This is a genomic window from Candidatus Desulfofervidus auxilii, from assembly GCF_001577525.1.
Taxonomy (GTDB): domain Bacteria; phylum Desulfobacterota; class Desulfofervidia; order Desulfofervidales; family Desulfofervidaceae; genus Desulfofervidus; species Desulfofervidus auxilii.
On sequence record NZ_CP013015.1, the window covers coordinates 2,507,411 to 2,523,861 of the forward strand.

14 protein-coding genes are annotated in these 16,451 nt (G+C 36.5%); 12 read left to right on the forward strand and 2 right to left on the reverse strand.

Annotated features, from left to right (window positions below):
* The first annotated feature begins 103 nt into the window (after nucleotides 1-103).
* From tsaE to HS1_RS12550, 9 genes are all read left to right on the forward strand, one after another.
* Nucleotides 104-580, forward strand: coding sequence for a tRNA (adenosine(37)-N6)-threonylcarbamoyltransferase complex ATPase subunit type 1 TsaE (gene tsaE / locus HS1_RS12510; protein WP_066066204.1), 477 nt, complete (start codon nucleotides 104-106; stop codon nucleotides 578-580).
* 13 nt (nucleotides 581-593) lie between these two features.
* Entirely contained in the window at nucleotides 594-1,811 is a 1,218-nt protein-coding gene (locus tag HS1_RS12515; protein WP_066066207.1) for an aspartate kinase, read from the forward strand.
* Nucleotides 1,804-3,387 carry a citramalate synthase gene (cimA, locus tag HS1_RS12520; RefSeq protein WP_066066210.1) on the forward strand — a complete coding sequence of 528 codons (1,584 nt, stop codon included), beginning with the start codon at nucleotides 1,804-1,806 and terminating at the stop codon, nucleotides 3,385-3,387. The genes HS1_RS12515 and cimA overlap by 8 nt, the downstream gene beginning before the upstream one ends.
* Nucleotides 3,388-3,419: 32 nt before the next feature.
* Nucleotides 3,420-5,750 carry an endonuclease MutS2 gene (locus HS1_RS12525; protein ID WP_066066212.1) on the forward strand — a complete coding sequence of 777 codons (2,331 nt, stop codon included), beginning with the start codon at nucleotides 3,420-3,422 and terminating at the stop codon, nucleotides 5,748-5,750.
* A 20-nt stretch (nucleotides 5,751-5,770) separates the two neighbouring features.
* Nucleotides 5,771-7,528 (forward strand): DNA primase, encoded by a 1,758-nt coding sequence (gene dnaG, locus HS1_RS12530; protein WP_066066215.1) that lies wholly within the window; start codon nucleotides 5,771-5,773, stop codon nucleotides 7,526-7,528.
* Nucleotides 7,521-9,299, forward strand: a complete 1,779-nt coding sequence (gene rpoD / locus HS1_RS12535; protein ID WP_066066218.1) for an RNA polymerase sigma factor RpoD — start codon at nucleotides 7,521-7,523, stop codon at nucleotides 9,297-9,299. Before dnaG ends, rpoD begins: the two co-directional genes overlap by 8 nt.
* Nucleotide 9,300: 1 nt before the next feature.
* Nucleotides 9,301-9,585 carry an Asp-tRNA(Asn)/Glu-tRNA(Gln) amidotransferase subunit GatC gene (gene gatC / locus HS1_RS12540; protein WP_066066221.1) on the forward strand — a complete coding sequence of 95 codons (285 nt, stop codon included), beginning with the start codon at nucleotides 9,301-9,303 and terminating at the stop codon, nucleotides 9,583-9,585.
* A 128-nt stretch (nucleotides 9,586-9,713) separates the two neighbouring features.
* A complete protein-coding gene (locus tag HS1_RS12545) occupies nucleotides 9,714-10,796 on the forward strand; it encodes a DUF763 domain-containing protein (RefSeq protein ID WP_066066223.1) in 1,083 nt (360 codons plus the stop codon).
* The gene (locus HS1_RS12550) at nucleotides 10,796-11,287 is read left to right on the forward strand and encodes a tetratricopeptide repeat protein (RefSeq protein ID WP_066066227.1); all 492 of its coding nucleotides are present in this window, start codon (nucleotides 10,796-10,798) and stop codon (nucleotides 11,285-11,287) included. The genes HS1_RS12545 and HS1_RS12550 overlap by 1 nt, the downstream gene beginning before the upstream one ends.
* 344 nt (nucleotides 11,288-11,631) lie before the next feature.
* On the opposite strand, the gene HS1_RS12555 is transcribed toward HS1_RS12550, so the two are convergent.
* Together HS1_RS12555 and HS1_RS12560 are read right to left on the reverse strand one after the other, a co-directional pair.
* Nucleotides 11,632-12,111, reverse strand: coding sequence for a type II toxin-antitoxin system VapC family toxin (locus HS1_RS12555; RefSeq protein WP_066066230.1), 480 nt, complete (start codon nucleotides 12,109-12,111; stop codon nucleotides 11,632-11,634).
* On the reverse strand, nucleotides 12,108-12,338 hold the full coding sequence (locus tag HS1_RS12560) for an AbrB/MazE/SpoVT family DNA-binding domain-containing protein (protein ID WP_066066233.1): 231 nt from the start codon (nucleotides 12,336-12,338) through the stop codon (nucleotides 12,108-12,110). The genes HS1_RS12555 and HS1_RS12560 overlap by 4 nt, the downstream gene beginning before the upstream one ends.
* A gap of 269 nt (nucleotides 12,339-12,607) precedes the next feature.
* Between HS1_RS12560 and alaC the strand changes: the two genes are divergently transcribed.
* Genes alaC through HS1_RS12580 form a run of 3 tightly spaced genes read left to right on the forward strand, consistent with a single transcriptional unit; the run spans nucleotide 12,608 to nucleotide 16,304 of the window.
* Entirely contained in the window at nucleotides 12,608-13,786 is a 1,179-nt protein-coding gene (gene alaC / locus HS1_RS12570) for an alanine transaminase (protein ID WP_066066240.1), read from the forward strand.
* Between the two features lie 11 nt (nucleotides 13,787-13,797).
* The gene (locus tag HS1_RS12575) at nucleotides 13,798-15,111 is read left to right on the forward strand and encodes a homoserine dehydrogenase (RefSeq protein WP_066066244.1); all 1,314 of its coding nucleotides are present in this window, start codon (nucleotides 13,798-13,800) and stop codon (nucleotides 15,109-15,111) included.
* On the forward strand, nucleotides 15,111-16,304 hold the full coding sequence (locus HS1_RS12580; RefSeq protein WP_066066247.1) for a cofactor-independent phosphoglycerate mutase: 1,194 nt from the start codon (nucleotides 15,111-15,113) through the stop codon (nucleotides 16,302-16,304). The genes HS1_RS12575 and HS1_RS12580 overlap by 1 nt, the downstream gene beginning before the upstream one ends.
* Nucleotides 16,305-16,451 lie beyond the last annotated feature (147 nt).

Below are 16,451 nucleotides of genomic sequence, written 5' to 3' on the forward strand. Positions count from 1 at the left end.
AATTAAAATAAAAATTGATCGAAATTTTATCCAAAAATCAATCCGGATTTTGGGAAACAGGTGACATTGAAAAATCTTATATTTTTGTTTAAGTTAATACTATATGAAAAAACTCTTTAAGTTTAGGTATCATAGCCCTTCAGCCCAGGATACTTTAAGAATAGGCAAGAAGATAGGCGAACTTGCTCAAAAAGGGGATGTGATTCTCCTTTGTGGTGATTTAGGAACAGGAAAGACTTGGTTGACTAAGGGGATAGCTAAGGGATTAGGGGTGCCTAAAAATTATCCCATTACTAGCCCTAGTTTTGTCTTTGTGCATGTTTATCCGGGGTGTTTTCCCCTTTATCATATTGATTTATATCGGTTGGAAAAAGATGTAGATTGGTCATTGTTGGGTTTAGAAGAATACATTTTCTCTGAAGGAGTAACTGTTATAGAATGGGCTGAGAAAATGCCTGCTTCGCTTTTGCCTCCTCAGTATTTAAAAATTTATATCTATTTTAGTAATGAAGGGAGAGATTTAGAGTTTGTTACTAATATTGCATACTTCAAACAGATAGGTTACTATCTAAAAAATTGAGGAAGGTTGAAAAATGCTAGTTGTGCAGAAATACGGGGGCACTTCGGTAGGTAGTATTGAGCGGATTAAAAATGTGGCTAGAAAGTTGGCCCGATTTTATCAGGAAGGACATCAATTGGTAGTAGTGGTTTCTGCTATGGCTGGTGAGACCGATAGATTGATAAATCTTGCTTATCAAATGACAAACAACCCTGATCCTAGAGAATTGGATGTCTTGTTGGCTACTGGAGAACAAAGCTCTGCTGCCCTTTTGGCTATGGCTCTTAAAGATATGGGTTATCCTGCTACTTCTTTGGTAGCCTTTCAAGCTAGGATTTTTACAGATGATGCTTTTGGGCGAGCACGCATAGATGAAATTGACTGTGCTCGGTTAAAAAAAGAATTGGAAACAGGTAATATTGTGATTGTTGCTGGTTTTCAAGGTATTGATAGACATGGAGATATTACTACTTTGGGACGAGGAGGTTCAGATACTACTGCCGTAGCTTTAGCCGCTGCCTTAAAAGCAGATATATGTGAGATTTATACTGATGTGGAGGGTGTGTTTACCGCAGACCCAAGGATATGTTCAGATGCCAAAAAAATTAATAAAATTTCTTATGATGAAATGATGGAACTGGCTAGTCTTGGGGCTAAAGTGCTTCAAATTCGCTCAGTGGATGTAGCCAAAAAATATAAAGTCCCAGTTCATGTCCGTTCATCTTTTATAGAACAGGAGGGAACGATGGTGGTAGATACCGATGCTGAAATGGAGAAGGTAATTGTGACCGCGGTAACTTACAATAAAGACGAGGCTAGAATTACAGTAAGGGGTGTTCCAGATAGACCTGGCATTGCTGCCCAGCTTTTTAAACCTATTGGAGAAGCAGGTATTGTGGTAGATATGATTATTCAGAATACGAGTGAAGAGGGCATTACTGATATGACTTTTACTGTGCCTAAGATAGATTTTAAAAAAGCCTTAGAGATTGCGCGTCAGGCAGCCAATAAGATTGGTGCTGAAAGAGTGCTAGGAGATGAACATATTGGTAAAGTTTCTATTGTAGGAGTGGGTATGCGGAATCATCCTGGAGTGGCCGCCAGAATGTTTCAATCTTTAGCTAATGCTGGTATTAATATTCTTATGATTAGCACTTCAGAAATAAAAGTTTCTTGTGTAATTGATGAGAAAGAGGTAGAAAGAGCAGTGCAAGTATTACATAAAGCCTTTGATTTAGGGGAAAATGTCTAAAGTAGAAATTTACGATACTACCTTAAGGGACGGAACACAGGCAGAAAATTTTAATTTGCAATTAGAAGATAAGTTAAAAATCGCCCAAAAACTGGATGAAATAGGAGTAGATTACATTGAAGGAGGTTGGCCTGGGTCTAACCCCAAAGATATTCATTTTTTTAGTAGAATTAAAAATTATCATTTTAAAAAGGCCCAAATTGTGGCCTTTGGTAGCACTCACCATCCCCAAAAAATACCTCAAACAGACCCTAATCTTAAAACATTAATAGAGGCAAAAACTGAAGTAGTAACTATCTTTGGAAAAAGCTGGGATTTGCATGTAAAAGATGCCTTAAGAATTTCTTTAGAGCGAAATTTAGAGATTATTTCTGACTCCCTGGCCTATCTGCGGTCACATGTAAAAAAACTTTTTTATGATGCTGAACACTTTTTTGATGGGTTTAAAGATAATCCTGAATATGCTTTAGCCACTATCAAAAAAGCCATAGAGGCTGGTGCTGATTGTATTATTTTTTGTGATACCAATGGAGGAACGCTTCCCTTTGAATTAGAAACTATTATATCTCAAGTGAAGTCAAAATTTCCCAATATTTCTTGGGGAATCCACGCTCACAATGATGCTGGGACAGCAGTGGCCAATAGCCTTATGGCAGTTCATTTAGGAGCCACTCAAGTGCAAGGCACTATTAATGGTGTGGGTGAAAGATGTGGCAATGCTGATTTATGTTCTATTATTCCTGCTTTAAAACTCAAAATGGGTATTGATTGTGTTACTGATGAACAATTAGCTAAACTCACCTCTGTTTCCAGATATATAACAGAATTACTCAACATTGCTCATCCTCCTTATCTCCCCTATGTAGGCCGTAGTGCCTTTGCTCATAAAGGTGGTGTTCACGTCAGTGCAGTAAAGAGAAATCCTCAAACTTATGAACATATTCCTCCTCAAAAGGTGGGAAATATAAGGCGTATTCTCATCTCTGAGCTTTCAGGAAAAAGCACTATTTTAAGTAAGGCCAAGGAATGGGGTATTGATTTAGAGAGTGAAGACCCAGAAGTTCAAAAAATTTTGCAAGAATTAAAAGACTTAGAAAATCAAGGATTTCAGTTTGATGTAGCTGAAGAATCCTTTAAACTGAGAATTTATAAGGCACGAGGGGAATTAAAAAAACATTATTTCCGGCTTCTCACTTATAGAGTGCATGACTATAATACTTTAGATGGGAGACCTATTGCTGAAGCAGAAGTTTGGGTGGAGGTAAAGGGGAGAGAAAGGCATGCTATTTCTTTAGGTATGGGGCCGGTAAATGCCTTAGATAGGGCATTGAGAAATGCCTTAGAGGAGTTTTATCCAAGGTTAAAGGAAATGAGTTTGATTGATTATAGAGTGCGGGTTTTACCTGAAACATCTGGCACTGAAGCTAAAGTTAGGGTGTTGATTGAATCAAGGGATAAAGAATGTGTATGGCGGACAGTAGGAGTATCACATGATATTTTAGAAGCTAGTCTCCAAGCCTTATTAGATAGTATTGTCTATAAACTTTTCCTAGATGAACGTAGAGAAAAGTGTTAACTATTTAATCGTTACCTTTAATTAATTTAAACATGGACCCCAAAACTTTACAGGATTTGGGTTTTTTCCAGATACTTGAATGTATTTCTACCTATACCCATTCTGCCCCTGGAAGGGCTGTGATAGGTTCCTTAAGACCTATTGTGGATATGGATATACTTAAACAGAGGCTTGAATGTGTGAGAGAAATTAAGGGCTTGCTCTGGGATAAAAATTTGCCCCGTCCTAGCATTCCGGATATTTCTTTTATATTACCAAAAACTAAAGTGGAAAATGATTTCCTTTCCCCTGCAGAAATCCTTTTGGTAGCTGAGCATTTAAGCATGGTAAATAAAATTTATAGTTATTGGCAACAAAAGGAAAAGGAGTGTCCTAAAATAAATACTCTTATTAGTCAACTTCACTTATTGCCAGAGGTTTTACATCAAATAAAAAAGACCATTGATGTTCAAGGAGAGATAATAGATACTGCCAGTATTACCTTAAAGAAAATAAGGAAGAGCATTCAAAGATTAAAAACAAAGATAAAAAATCTCCTCCATGAGCTTTTGAATACAGCCCAATACAGTTCATATTGGCAAGAAAAAATCATTTCCGTGCATAATAATCGTTATCTAGTCTCTGTTAAAAGCAAATATCAATCTTTTATCAAGGCCATTGTGCATGATTATTCTCGCAGTAAGGCTACTTGTTTTGTAGAGCCATTGGAGATATTACCGTTGAATAATCAGTTGCAACTTCTTATAGAAGAAGAACAAGAAGAGAAAAAAAGAATTTTGTTGGAACTTACACACACTATTGGTCATCATTGTGAAAGTCTTTTGCAAAACCAAAAATTGATAGCCTTATTGGATACTTATATGGCTATTGCTCAGTATGCTTTAGAATTTGACGGTGCGTTTCCTAGATTTACTGATAAAATTTATTTTAAAAAGGCTTATCATCCTATCCTTCTTTGGAAAGAAAGAAAAGAAAGGCAGGGTAGGGCAGTTCCTGTTGATTTAAAACTTTCTCCTCCTGCTAAAGTCTTAATTATTTCTGGTCCAAATGCTGGAGGAAAAACCATGGCTTTAAAAACCATGGGTATCTTGGTTTTGATGTTGCAAACAGGGATCCCTGTGCCTACTGAGGAAGCTTCTTTACCTATTTTTAACAAAATTTTTAGTGATATAGGGGATGACAAGGCGTTAGAATATCAGATGAGCACCTTTTCAGCCCATTTAAAGCGCCTCCAAGAGATTTTAAATGCCATACAAGACCATACCTTAATATTGATTGATGAAATAGGAAGAGGAACAAATCCTAGTGAAGGTAGTGCCTTGGCTATGTCCTTTTTGGATACCTTCAAGGCAAAGAAGGCATGGACTATAGTAACTACCCATTATGAAGGATTAAAGGCCTATGCCCTTCAGAAGAAGGATGCCCTAAATGTGGCTGTAGGTATTGAGTCTAAAACCCTAAGGCCTACTTATCAGTTATTATATAACACTATGGGCATGAGCTGTGCTTTAAAAATAGCAGAGAGAATGGGAATAGAAAAAGAGATTTTAGAAAAGGCTCAAGGGTATTTAAGGGAATGGGATGGGAATATATATTTTTCACTCCAAGAAATATTAAAAAGTAAAGAGGAATTGATGACCAGAAAGGAGTATCTTTTAAAACTTCTTTCTGGCCTTGTGGCATTGAAAGAGAAAGAGAAGAGGTTGCTTAAGGAAATAGAAGAAAAGAAGTGGGAAATTTATCTTAAAAAAGAAAAAAATATTAATTCCCTATTGCAAGAGGTGGAGCAAACAGTTAAAGTTATCCGTAGGCAAAAAAGGGATAAAGAAGAAGATATAAAGCTACTAGAGGCACAAAGACAGCGTTTAATACAGGTTAAAAAAAGTTTTTTGACTTTTCCTCCATCTAGAACAGAATTAGAGCCAAAACCAAATGATTGGGTAAAGCTTTCTTATCGTTTCAATCATAAAATAGCTCAGGTAAAACGGGTAGAAGGAGAAATGGTTGAAGCAATTGTAGGGACGTTACGGTGTCAGGTGCCTAAGTATGAAATAGAAGAAATTATTGGCAAAGCTCCTCTTTTGTCCCAAGGTATAAATATACATGCTCATACTAAGCCTAAAACAGAGCTAAACTTGTTGGGTAAACGGGTAGATGAGGCCTTATGGGAAGTAGAAAAGGCTATTGACAAAGCTGCTTTATATGGTTTAAAGCAAATGCGGATTGTGCATGGTTTAGGGAGCGGACAGTTACGGGCTGCTATTCGTAAGTATTTAGAGACACATCCTCAAGTGGCAGTTTTCAAAGATGCCTTGCCTAAAGAAGGTGGTCAAGGAGTGACCATTGTGGAAATAGAAACATGAATATTACCTAAGGGGATAATATGTCCCATATTCCTCCACAATTTATAGAAGAGGTTAAAAATGTAGCTAGTATTGTAGAAATAATAGGTGAATATGTTTCTTTACGTAAAAGAGGTAAGAATTATGTTGGTCTATGTCCTTTTCACCAAGAAACAGCACCTTCTTTTACGGTAAGTGAAGAAAAACAGCTTTTTTATTGTTTTGGTTGTGGGACAGGAGGCAATGTCTTTACCTTCTTGATGAAGTATAAACAGTGTAGTTTTTATGAAGCAATAGAAGAAGTAGCTCAGCATTACGGTATTCCCTTACCCAAAGAGAAGGTTTCACCCGAAGAAGATATTTATTACAAAAAGAGAAAAAACCTCTTGACCCTCTATCAATGGGTGGCAGAGTTTTATCATCACTGTCTCCTTCAAAATCCTGAGGCTCAAAGGGCAAGAGAATACCTTTCAAAAAGGGATATTGGCAAAGATACCGTAGTTACCTACCTTTTAGGTTATGCTCCTCCCCGATGGGATGCCCTTACCAACTTTTTGCAACAAAAAGAAATAGATTTATCTTTAGCTATAGAGGGGGGGTTACTCGGTAAGTCAGAGAGTGGGAAAATCTATGATAGATTTAGAGGGCGCATTATTTTCCCCATCTTTGACCTGCGAGGTAATGTCATTGCTTTTGGGGGTAGGGTTTTGGATGATACCCTACCTAAGTATATCAACTCTCCTGAAACCCTGATTTATAAAAAGGGATTTAACCTTTATGGTGCCCATGTGGCTAAACAATGGTCTCAAAGGGAAGAAAAAGTATTATTAGTAGAAGGCTATTTTGATTTATTAAGTTTACACGCCTGCGGTATTAGATATGCAGTGGCGAGCTTAGGAACAGCCTTGACCACACATCAAGCAAAAATTTTGAAAAGCTTGGCTCCTAAAGTGATTTTGGTCTATGACGCAGACGCTGCAGGTCAAAAGGCGGCTATTAGAAGTCTGTCTATTTTGCTTAAGGAAGATTTAGAAACAGATATATTATTGTTACCAGCAGGGGATGACCCTGATAGCTTTGTGCAGAGAGAAGGCAAAGAGGCAATGCTTTTACTATTACAACAAACCCAGGGGCTTTTAGACTGGTATTTAAAAAAAGGTGAAAAAGAAACTAAAAAAGACTTAAATCAAAGGTATCAATTTATCCAAGAGGCCTTAAATATAATTTCTCTTATAAAAAATCCTTTAACTCAATCTTATTATAAAGATAAAATTTGCCAACTATTCCATATAGAACCTTCTTTATTGCTAAATTTGAATAAAAAAAGCAAATCTTCTGGAGCTATGCAAGAAACATTTAATTTAGAAGAGACCCTACCTATTTTTGAAAAAAATGTAGTCAAATTCTTACTTCATTACCCTCAGTATATTTCTTGGTTTGACTTAGATAAATTATCCTCAGAGATTAAACATTCTGAGCTGGCTTTGCTTTTAGAAAAGATAGTAAAATCTTACCAAGAGAAGGGTAAGGTGGATGTTAAAGATTTGATGTTAGAATTAGATCCATCACTCCAAAAGTTCATAGCACGCTGGGTTTTAGAAAGAGATAAATCTGCTAATCCTGAAGAAATAGCCCATGGTCTTTTACGTCAACTCCAAGAGAGAGAGTTTAAAGGACTATTGAAAGATATAAAAGAAGCCGAAGAAAATGGAGATTGGCAGAGATTGTCTCTGCTTTTAAGACAAAAAAATAAATTTGCTTGTAATTTAAAAAAGGGTAGGGAGCCTCTTTATGAATAAAGAAAAAGATTTATTTCAAAAGATTAAAAGCTTAATTTCTCAGGGTAAAGAAAAGGGGTATCTTACCTATGAAGAATTGAATAAAGTTTTGCCCCAAGACATGGGTTCTGAGAGTTTCCAAGATGCCCTGATGGTTTTTGATGAAATGGAGATTGACATAGTAGAGATCCCTCCACTGCCGCCAAATGGGTTATCTCAAAACCAACCTCCTGAGGATCAAGAATTCAGATTTTTCACTGAAGAGAAAATGATGCCTGATCTTTTATCTATTGAGAGGACATCCTCCATGGATCCCGAAAGATTATACTTAAAAGAAATGTCAGAAATTCCCTTATTAAGTAGAGAAGAAGAGATAAAAATAGCCAAGGAATGTGAAAAAGGAGAAGAGGAGGTTTTAAAGGCGTTAGCGGATTTTCCCATAGCCCTTCAACAGATTTTGAAATTAAGGGAATGGTTAAAAAGAGGAGATAAAACGATCAAGGAGGTAGTAAGGGATTTAGATGAAGATGAAGAAAGAGAGGAAGAAATAGAGAAGAAAAGACAAGAAGTGATTACCATATTAAATGAAATAGCAGCTACTGAGAAACAAAATGAAAAATTAAGGCGATTTTTAAGAAATAATGAGCTTAATGAAGAAAAACGTTTGCATATAGAGCAAAGACTGAAATATAACAAAAAGTGCCTGTGTCTGTATTTGAGGGCCCTCAGATTAAATAGGAAACAGCTTTACAACATTGTTAATCAATTAAAACAAATTATGCATGAGATAGAAGTTTATGAGACTGAGATAGCCCAGTGCATTTTAAAGACCGGTCTATCGAGAGAAAAATTGAAAAAACTTGTGGGATACTTAAAAAAATATCCCTATAAGAGAAAAGAAATTGCAGAGAATTTAAATGTAAGTTTGAATGAGTTGGAAATTATAGAACAGAAAGTTAAGAAATGGCAAAGAGGGTTGAGGCGGATAGGGAATGAACAGGCAGGCACTTCAATTAAGAAGTTAAGAGTAGTTTTACGACGGATTAAGAAAGGAGAGCAAAGGATCCAAGAGGCAAGGAGAAAACTTGTAGAAGCTAATTTACGCCTAGTGGTGAGTATTGCCAAAAAATATACTAATCGAGGTTTACATCTCTTGGATTTAATTCAAGAAGGAAATATTGGTTTAATGAAGGCAGTAGAGAAATTTGAATATCAGCGGGGTTACAAATTTAGCACTTATGCTACCTGGTGGATTAGACAAGCCATTACTAGGGCTATTGCTGACCAAGCTAGAACAATTCGTGTTCCTGTGCATATGATTGAGACCATAAATAGATTAATTAAAGTTACTAGGTTACTAATTCAAGAAAAGGGACGTGAGCCTACTCCTGAAGAAATTGCAGAAAAGATGGAATTCCCTTTAGAAAAAGTGAACAAAATTTTAAGAATTGCTAAAGAACCTATTTCTTTGGAAACACCAGTGGGTGAAGGTGAAGATACCTTTTTAGAAAGTTTTATTGAAGATAAAAGAACAATACCTCCGGAAGAAGCAGTAATTAAGATGGATTTAGCCCAGCATACACGGCAAGTTCTTTCTACCTTGACTCCCAGGGAGGAGAAGGTTTTAAGAATGCGTTTTGGCATTGGAGAGAGAGCAGACCACACTTTAGAAGAAGTAGGAAGGTTTTTTGCGGTAACCAGAGAAAGGATTAGGCAGATAGAAGCAAAAGCCTTGCGCAAGATAAAACACCCTAGCCGGAGTAAATTCTTAAAAAGTTTTTTAGAGAGGTAAGATGAAGATCACCAAAAAAGAAGTGGCGCATATTGCTGAGTTGGCACGGCTTTCTTTTTCTGGAAAAGAAATGGAATTATTCACGGAACAGCTTAATCAGATTTTGGTTTATATGGAGAAACTAAATGAAATAGATACTAGTGAAATAAAACCTACTTATCATGCCCTGGATTTAATAAATGTATTTCGTGATGACCAGATAGAACCTTCATTAAGCACTCAAAAGGTGTTATTCAATGCCCCCCAATCAGATAAAGATATGGTGACTGTACCTAGGATAATTTAAACATAATAGCTTCTTCTAGATACTATATTAAATTCTTATTTTGCATAAATCACAGAATACTTAATTTGATTATTATTCTTGAGCATCTTCTCAAATAGAAGCATAAGTAGTAAATTAAAATTACAATAATGCAAAAGACAGGAATTGCCCATTTACCACTTCATGGCGGAAAAGCACCGGCCTGGTTGTTTCAACGTATGGTTAAGCTGGCGCGAGAGATTTTATATATTCTTTGCTTAGAATATGGCAGGAAAGAGGTTTTACACCGTATTTCTGACCCCTTTTGGTTTCAGGCCTTAGGTTGTGTTCTTGGTTTTGATTGGCACAGCAGTGGTATCACTACCACGGTATGTGGGGCTATAAAGGAGGCTTTAAAGGATGTAGGTAAGGAGTTGGGGATATTTGCCGTTGGAGGGAAGGGTAAAACAGCTATTAAGACGCCTATTGAATTAGATAGGATTGGCAATTTCTTCAGCTTAAATGTTTTCCCTTTGATTTATGCCAGTAGACTGACAGCCAAGGTAGATAATGTGGCCTTACAAGATGGGTATCAACTTTATCATCATAGCTTGTTTTTTACTATAGAAGGTCAATGGTGTGTGGTCCAGCAAGGGATGAATCCCATGTTAAAATATGCTCGCCGCTATCACTGGTTAGGTGAAAGAGTAAAAAGTTTTGTTTGTGAACCCCACTATGCTATTTGTGCGGAAAAAAAAGAAGCGTTTGTATTAAATTTAGTGGCCAAACGAAGTGAAGCTACGCGCCAAAATAGCGTAGTTTTATCTCAAGAAAATCCAGAAAAGATTTATAAACAATGGGAAAAAATTAGTGTGCTTAAATTACCTTCTAGGCACTATCTTTTAACAAAGGATATCAATCCTCAAAGATTGAAAAGAAACTTAATAAAGGTTTACCATGCTTCTCCAAAAGATTTTGAAACTTTATTGAGTATAAAAGGGGTAGGTCCTAAAACTATACGTGCTCTAGCCTTGATTTCAGAAATTATCTATGGAGCCAAACCTAGTTTTAAAGATCCCGCTCGTTTTGCCTTTGCTCACGGTGGAAAGGATGGACATCCTTACCCCGTAAACAGAAAAATTTATGACCAAAGTATTGAGATTTTAAAAGAAGCTGTTAATTTATCCAAGATTGGATATTCAGAAAAAATAAAGGCATTAAAAAGATTACACAATTTTTATAGGGGGATGTAATGAATGAATGGATTGGAAAGGGGAAAGAATATTTAGCCCAAAAAGACTACCATAAAAGTATTGATGCCTTTTCTAAAGCGATTGAAGAAGGAGAAAATACACCAGAAGTGCATTTAAGTAGAGGAATAGCCTATTTTATGATTTCAGATTATGAAAAGGCCAAGGCCGATTTTGATCAGGCTATTGAGTTAAATCCAGATTATTTTCGTGCCTATTATAATCGGGGATTAGTCTTCTACAGCCTCAAGGAATATTGGAGGGCCATTAGCGATTTTAATAAAGCGGTGAAACTCAATCCTAAATACACAGCGGCATATTTGGCTAGGGCTAAGGTTTATATGGCCTTAGGTAAGGAAGAAAAGGTGGATGAAAATCTAAAAATGGTCATAAGGTTAGGAGAGGCCCGGTTCCAAACTTCCTGGAATGTATATGATTCCCGGACAATAGAAGAAAAAGTTCAGGAGATCAAAGAGAGTTTGAAGAAAGATTGAGGAATATTTTTGAAAAACTCCTTTAACCAAAAATTTTTAGGACTTTTGCAGGAGCTTTTTTGATGTTTGTCGTTTCACCATTTAGGCGCAATGGCTCAATGCAGAATGCAAATTGAAAAATGCAAAATCGCCTTCTGTTAAATTGGAACGTTAACACGTTAGAATTGGGAATTAGGAACTGGGAATTGGGAATTTCTATTTCCTGTTTCCCGTTTCCCTTTCCTTCTTTATGCACATTTACAAAGTTGTAAGTTAGAAAGTTTGCAAGTTAGAAAGTTATGAGTTGTTTTTCAAAGACTTAAGGTATTTAATAAAGCCGTTAACACGTTTACACGTTAGAACGTTTATTGAGAAGGAGTTTTAATTATAAGGTTTTTGAAATAATCTTTGTAAAATCCTCTATCCCTGGTGAGGAATATATTAGATTGAAGCAATGCAAATGCACCAATGATAAAATCGGTTATAATATGCTGTCTATTAGAAATTTTGGTTCCACATCGTTCACAAAAAACTTCTTGAATTTTACCACAGTTGGAACACTGTAATCCTTTTTTCTTTCTTCTAAAATAAAGTTTCCACATCTCACCAGCTAAATAAAGTGCTTTTTTATTGGTAGGAATAAGTTTTACACCAGTATCTTCTAAAAAAAATTCTAGGTCTTCATATTTTTTAAATTGAGAGGAAAGCTCTGCGTAAACTACTTCGTTAATTATAATAGAACCCTTTTGAATAGCTTCATCTAATAATTGTTTGGATTTTAAACAAAATTTTGTTTTAGGAATTAGTATATCTAAAAGTATGTTAGTGTCTACTGAAGTAATCATCTTCCTCTTAGGTTTTCTATAATTTCATCAGGAGATTGCCCTTTTTTATCTTTTAAATATCCTATCCATTTATCAAAAGGAGATTTTTCTATACTTTTTTTAATGTAGATAAGACCATCTTTTTCCTCAAAATAGACTTCTTTCCCTGGTTCAAGGCCTATTTTTTCCCTTATTTCCTTAGGAATAGTTAACTGCCCTTTGGATGTTATTTTTGCTTTTAGTCTCATTTTCTTACTCCAAAGTAAGAATTAAATTTCTTACATCTATTTTAAATAAAATTATCTTTTTGTCAAGTGGAACGTTAGAATGTTGGAAATGGGAATTGGGAATTGGAAATTGGGAAATGGGAATTGGGAATTGGGAATTTCTATTTTCTATTTTCCGTTTCTATTTTCTTAACTGTATTTTGTAGGTTTGAACCTAATTCCATATTACCTTTTGACAATTATTACAAAGGAGTTATAATCTCTATCTATTTCGGGTTGAAGGAGGATTAATGGGGAGTTTAGAAGATACCTTTCCACGTATTAAGAGATTACCACCCTATGTATTTGCGGTGGTAGATCAGTTGAAAATGGAGGCCAGACGCCGCGGAGAGGATATTATTGATTTAGGGATGGGAAATCCCGATTTGCCTACTCCTAAACATATTGTGGATAAGCTTATAGATGCAGCCCAAAAACCTCGTAACCATCGCTATTCTGCCTCAAGAGGTATTACTAAACTTAGAGAGGCTATCGCTAATTGGTATAAAAGGCGTTATGATGTAAATATTGACCCAGAATCTGAGGCGGTAGTGACCATTGGAGTTAAGGAAGGTTATTCCCATCTTATGTTGGTTTTACTAGGGCCAGGTGATATGGCCTTGGTTCCTAATCCCACTTATCCTATCCATAGTTATGCAGTGGTGATTGCCAATGCAGATGTGCGAAGTATTCCCTTAACCGAGGAACATGACTTTTTTGAAGAGGTTGTGCGGGCAACCAAAGAGGCCTGGCCTCGTCCTAAGTTGTTGGTGCTTTCTTTTCCTCATAATCCAACCACGCGTATAGTAGATTTGGCTTTTTTTCAAAAAGTAGTGGATTTTGCTAGAGAGCATAAAATATGGGTCATTCACGATTTTGCTTATGCAGACTTAGCTTTTGACGGCTATATACCTCCCAGTTTTTTACAGGCAAAGGGAGCAAAGAGAGTAGGGGTAGAGTTTTTTAGTATGTCAAAAAGTTACAATATGCCTGGTTGGAGAGTAGGTTTTTGTGTGGGAAATAAAAAGATTATTTCTGCTTTAACCCGGATTAAGAGTTATTTGGATTATGGTATTTTTCAACCTATCCAAATTGCTTCTATTATTGCTTTAAGAGATTCCCAAGAGTGTGTTCAAGAAACTGTGAGGATTTATAAACAAAGACGGGATGTCTTAATAGAAGGACTAAACCGCATTGGTTGGAAGATAGAAAAACCAAAGGCAACTATGTTTGTCTGGGCTAAAATTCCTGAAAGATTTCAACATTTAGGCTCAGTGGAATTTTCTTTAAAATTGATTCGAGAAGCTCAGGTGGCCGTATCTCCAGGTGTGGGTTTTGGCGAATATGGAGATGGATATGTGCGTTTTGCCTTGGTGGAGAATCCGCAACGCATCCGTCAGGCCATTCGTGGACTGAGGAAAGTCATTTAAAGAGGATAAAGGTGGATGCTATTAATATTGGTTTGATTGGATTAGGTACAGTAGGCACAGGAGTGGTCAAGATACTTAGGAAAAATAGAGACTTATTATTAAAAAAATTAAATGTGCCCTTAATATTAAAGAAAGTGGCATATAAAAACCTCTCCCGCCCCAGGACGGTAGATTTAAGCGGTATAGAAATAACAAATGCTGAAGAAATAATTAATGACCCTGAAATTAATATTGTCATAGAACTCATAGGGGGATATGAGCCTGCCAAAACTTATATTTTAACGGCCATTAAGAAGAGAAAGCATGTGGTTACTGCTAATAAGGCATTACTTGCCTTATATGGTGAAGAGATTTTTAAAACCGCTATGGAATATGGAGTAGATGTGGCCTTTGAAGCCAGTGTCGGTGGGGGTATTCCTTTGATTAATGGAATAAAAGAGGGTCTAGTAGGAAATAACATTCTTTGTATGTTTGGCATTTTAAATGGAACAGCCAACTATATTCTTACCAAGATGACCAAAGAAGGAGTGGCTTTCAAAGAGGCACTGAAGGAGGCTCAGGAAAAGGGATTTGCGGAGGCTGATCCCACCTTTGATATAGAAGGGATTGATACCGCTCATAAATTGACTATTTTACTCAGTTTGGTTTATGGCATTCCTATAAACTTTGAACAGATTTATATTGAAGGTATAGGTAATATTGACCCCCTAGATATCCAGTTTGCTCAGGAATTTGGTTATAGGATTAAACTATTGGCTGTTTCTCGCCAGACAGCCAAAGGGATTGAAAGTAGAGTCCACCCTACGATGATTCCGATTGAACACTTATTAGCTAATGTTAATGGCGCTTATAATGCCCTTTTAGTCCGAGGAGATGCCGTAGGAAATATCCTTTTTTATGGTTTGGGGGCAGGAATGATGCCAGCAGGGAGTGCAGTAGTAAGTGATGTGGTAAGTTTATCCCGAAACTTAATCAAGGGTATTACTCAGAGAGTGCCGCTACTTTCTTATTTACCAGAAAAAAGAGAAAAAAAACCTATTTTATCCATAGATGAGCTGATTTGTAAGTATTATTTTCGTTTTTCCGCGGTAGATAAGCCAGGCGTGCTTTCTAAAATTTCAGGTATATTAGGTAATTATGACATTAGTATTGAATCAGTGATGCAGAAGGGAAGAAAGATAAATGGACAAGTGCCGATTGTGATGTTGACCCATGAAGCAAAGGAGGCCAATGTTAAGGCGGCCCTTAATGAGATAGAGAAAATAGAGGTAGTGAAAGCAAAACCAGTTTTTATAAGAATTGAAAATGACTTAAGGATAGAGTGATGTCTAAATATATTGTTTTAGTGGGTGATGGTATGGGAGACTACCCTTTAGAGACACTGGGTGGAAAAACACCATTAGAGGCTGCCCATACACCCAATATGGACTTTATAGCCTCTAATGGAGTATTGGGGTTAGTAGAGACGGTTCCAGATGGAATGCCTCCAGGAAGTGATATCGCTAATATGAGTCTTTTGGGTTTTGACCCCAAAAAATATCATACTGGGAGAGGACCTATTGAAGCAGCCAGTTTGGGCATAAAGGTCAATCCAGAAGACATCATTTTCAGATGCAATCTTGTTAGCTTAGGTAAGAAAGAGGGCGCTATTTTTATGGAAGACTATAGTGCTGGACATATTTCTTCTGAAGAAGCAAAGGAGTTGATTTTAACCCTTAACAAATATTTAGGTTCAGAAAGATTTCATTTTTATCCTGGGGTAAGTTATAGACACATCTTAGTTTGGCATAATGGAAAGAACGAATTTACTACTATCCCACCCCATGAAATTCCGGGTCAAGAAGTAACAGACTATTTAAATAATCTGCCTTCTGAAATAAGGGAATTAGTGATAAATGCAAAAAAAATTTTAGTCAATCATCCTGTTAATCAGCAAAGAGTGAAAGAAGGCAAAAAAATGGCTAACAGTATCTGGCCTTGGGGTCAGGGAAGAATGACTAATATGCCTAGTTTCAAAGAGCGATTTGGATTAAAAGGAGGAGTGATTTCTGCTGTTGACCTTATTAAAGGTATTGGTATATTAGCGGGGTTAAAGGTAATAAACGTACCTGGGGCCACAGGTTATTTTGATACCAATTATAAAGGTAAAGTCCAATATGCCCTTGATGCTTTGAAAGAACTAGACTTTGTTTATGTCCACGTAGAAGCACCAGATGAGGCTGGCCATGAGGGAAACTTGGCTGAAAAGATCAAGGCAATAGAGGCCTTTGATCAGCAAGTAGTGGGATCGGTTTTAAATGCAGCTAAGAGAGAAAATATTAAAGTGATGGTAACTATGGACCATTATACCCCTGTTGCTGTTAGAACTCATATAGGAGAACCTGTGCCTTTTGCTATTTTTTTGAAAAGAAAAATCCCAGCTTCTTTTAGGCTTTTTTGTGAACGTATAGCCAATGAAAGTGGTATTCTGGTTAAACCAGGGTATAAACTTATGGAGTGTTTCTTAAGAGTTGACTAAGGTAGAGTTTTTTGTTATCAAAAAGCAAATCTAGAGGGAGATAAATGGGTAGACACAAAAAGATTGAACGACGAAGAGAGATAGAAAGAAGGAGAAGGAGGCGTTTAAAACGCCTAAAAATGAGAGCTAAACAATTGGAGGAGAAGA

Coding starts and splice junctions, on each gene's coding strand:
- HS1_RS12525 (WP_066066212.1), top strand. CDS start 3,420: ATGGACCCCAAAACTTTACAGGATTTGGGTTTTTTCCAGATACTTGAA.
- tsaE (WP_066066204.1), top strand. CDS start 104: ATGAAAAAACTCTTTAAGTTTAGGTATCATAGCCCTTCAGCCCAGGAT.
- dnaG (WP_066066215.1), top strand. CDS start 5,771: ATGTCCCATATTCCTCCACAATTTATAGAAGAGGTTAAAAATGTAGCT.
- gatC (WP_066066221.1), top strand. CDS start 9,301: ATGAAGATCACCAAAAAAGAAGTGGCGCATATTGCTGAGTTGGCACGG.
- HS1_RS12545 (WP_066066223.1), top strand. CDS start 9,714: ATGCAAAAGACAGGAATTGCCCATTTACCACTTCATGGCGGAAAAGCA.
- HS1_RS12550 (WP_066066227.1), top strand. CDS start 10,796: ATGAATGAATGGATTGGAAAGGGGAAAGAATATTTAGCCCAAAAAGAC.
- HS1_RS12560 (WP_066066233.1), bottom strand. CDS start 12,338: ATGAGACTAAAAGCAAAAATAACATCCAAAGGGCAGTTAACTATTCCT.
- HS1_RS12580 (WP_066066247.1), top strand. CDS start 15,111: ATGTCTAAATATATTGTTTTAGTGGGTGATGGTATGGGAGACTACCCT.
- HS1_RS12555 (WP_066066230.1), bottom strand. CDS start 12,111: ATGATTACTTCAGTAGACACTAACATACTTTTAGATATACTAATTCCT.
- HS1_RS12515 (WP_066066207.1), top strand. CDS start 594: ATGCTAGTTGTGCAGAAATACGGGGGCACTTCGGTAGGTAGTATTGAG.
- rpoD (WP_066066218.1), top strand. CDS start 7,521: ATGAATAAAGAAAAAGATTTATTTCAAAAGATTAAAAGCTTAATTTCT.
- cimA (WP_066066210.1), top strand. CDS start 1,804: ATGTCTAAAGTAGAAATTTACGATACTACCTTAAGGGACGGAACACAG.
- alaC (WP_066066240.1), top strand. CDS start 12,608: ATGGGGAGTTTAGAAGATACCTTTCCACGTATTAAGAGATTACCACCC.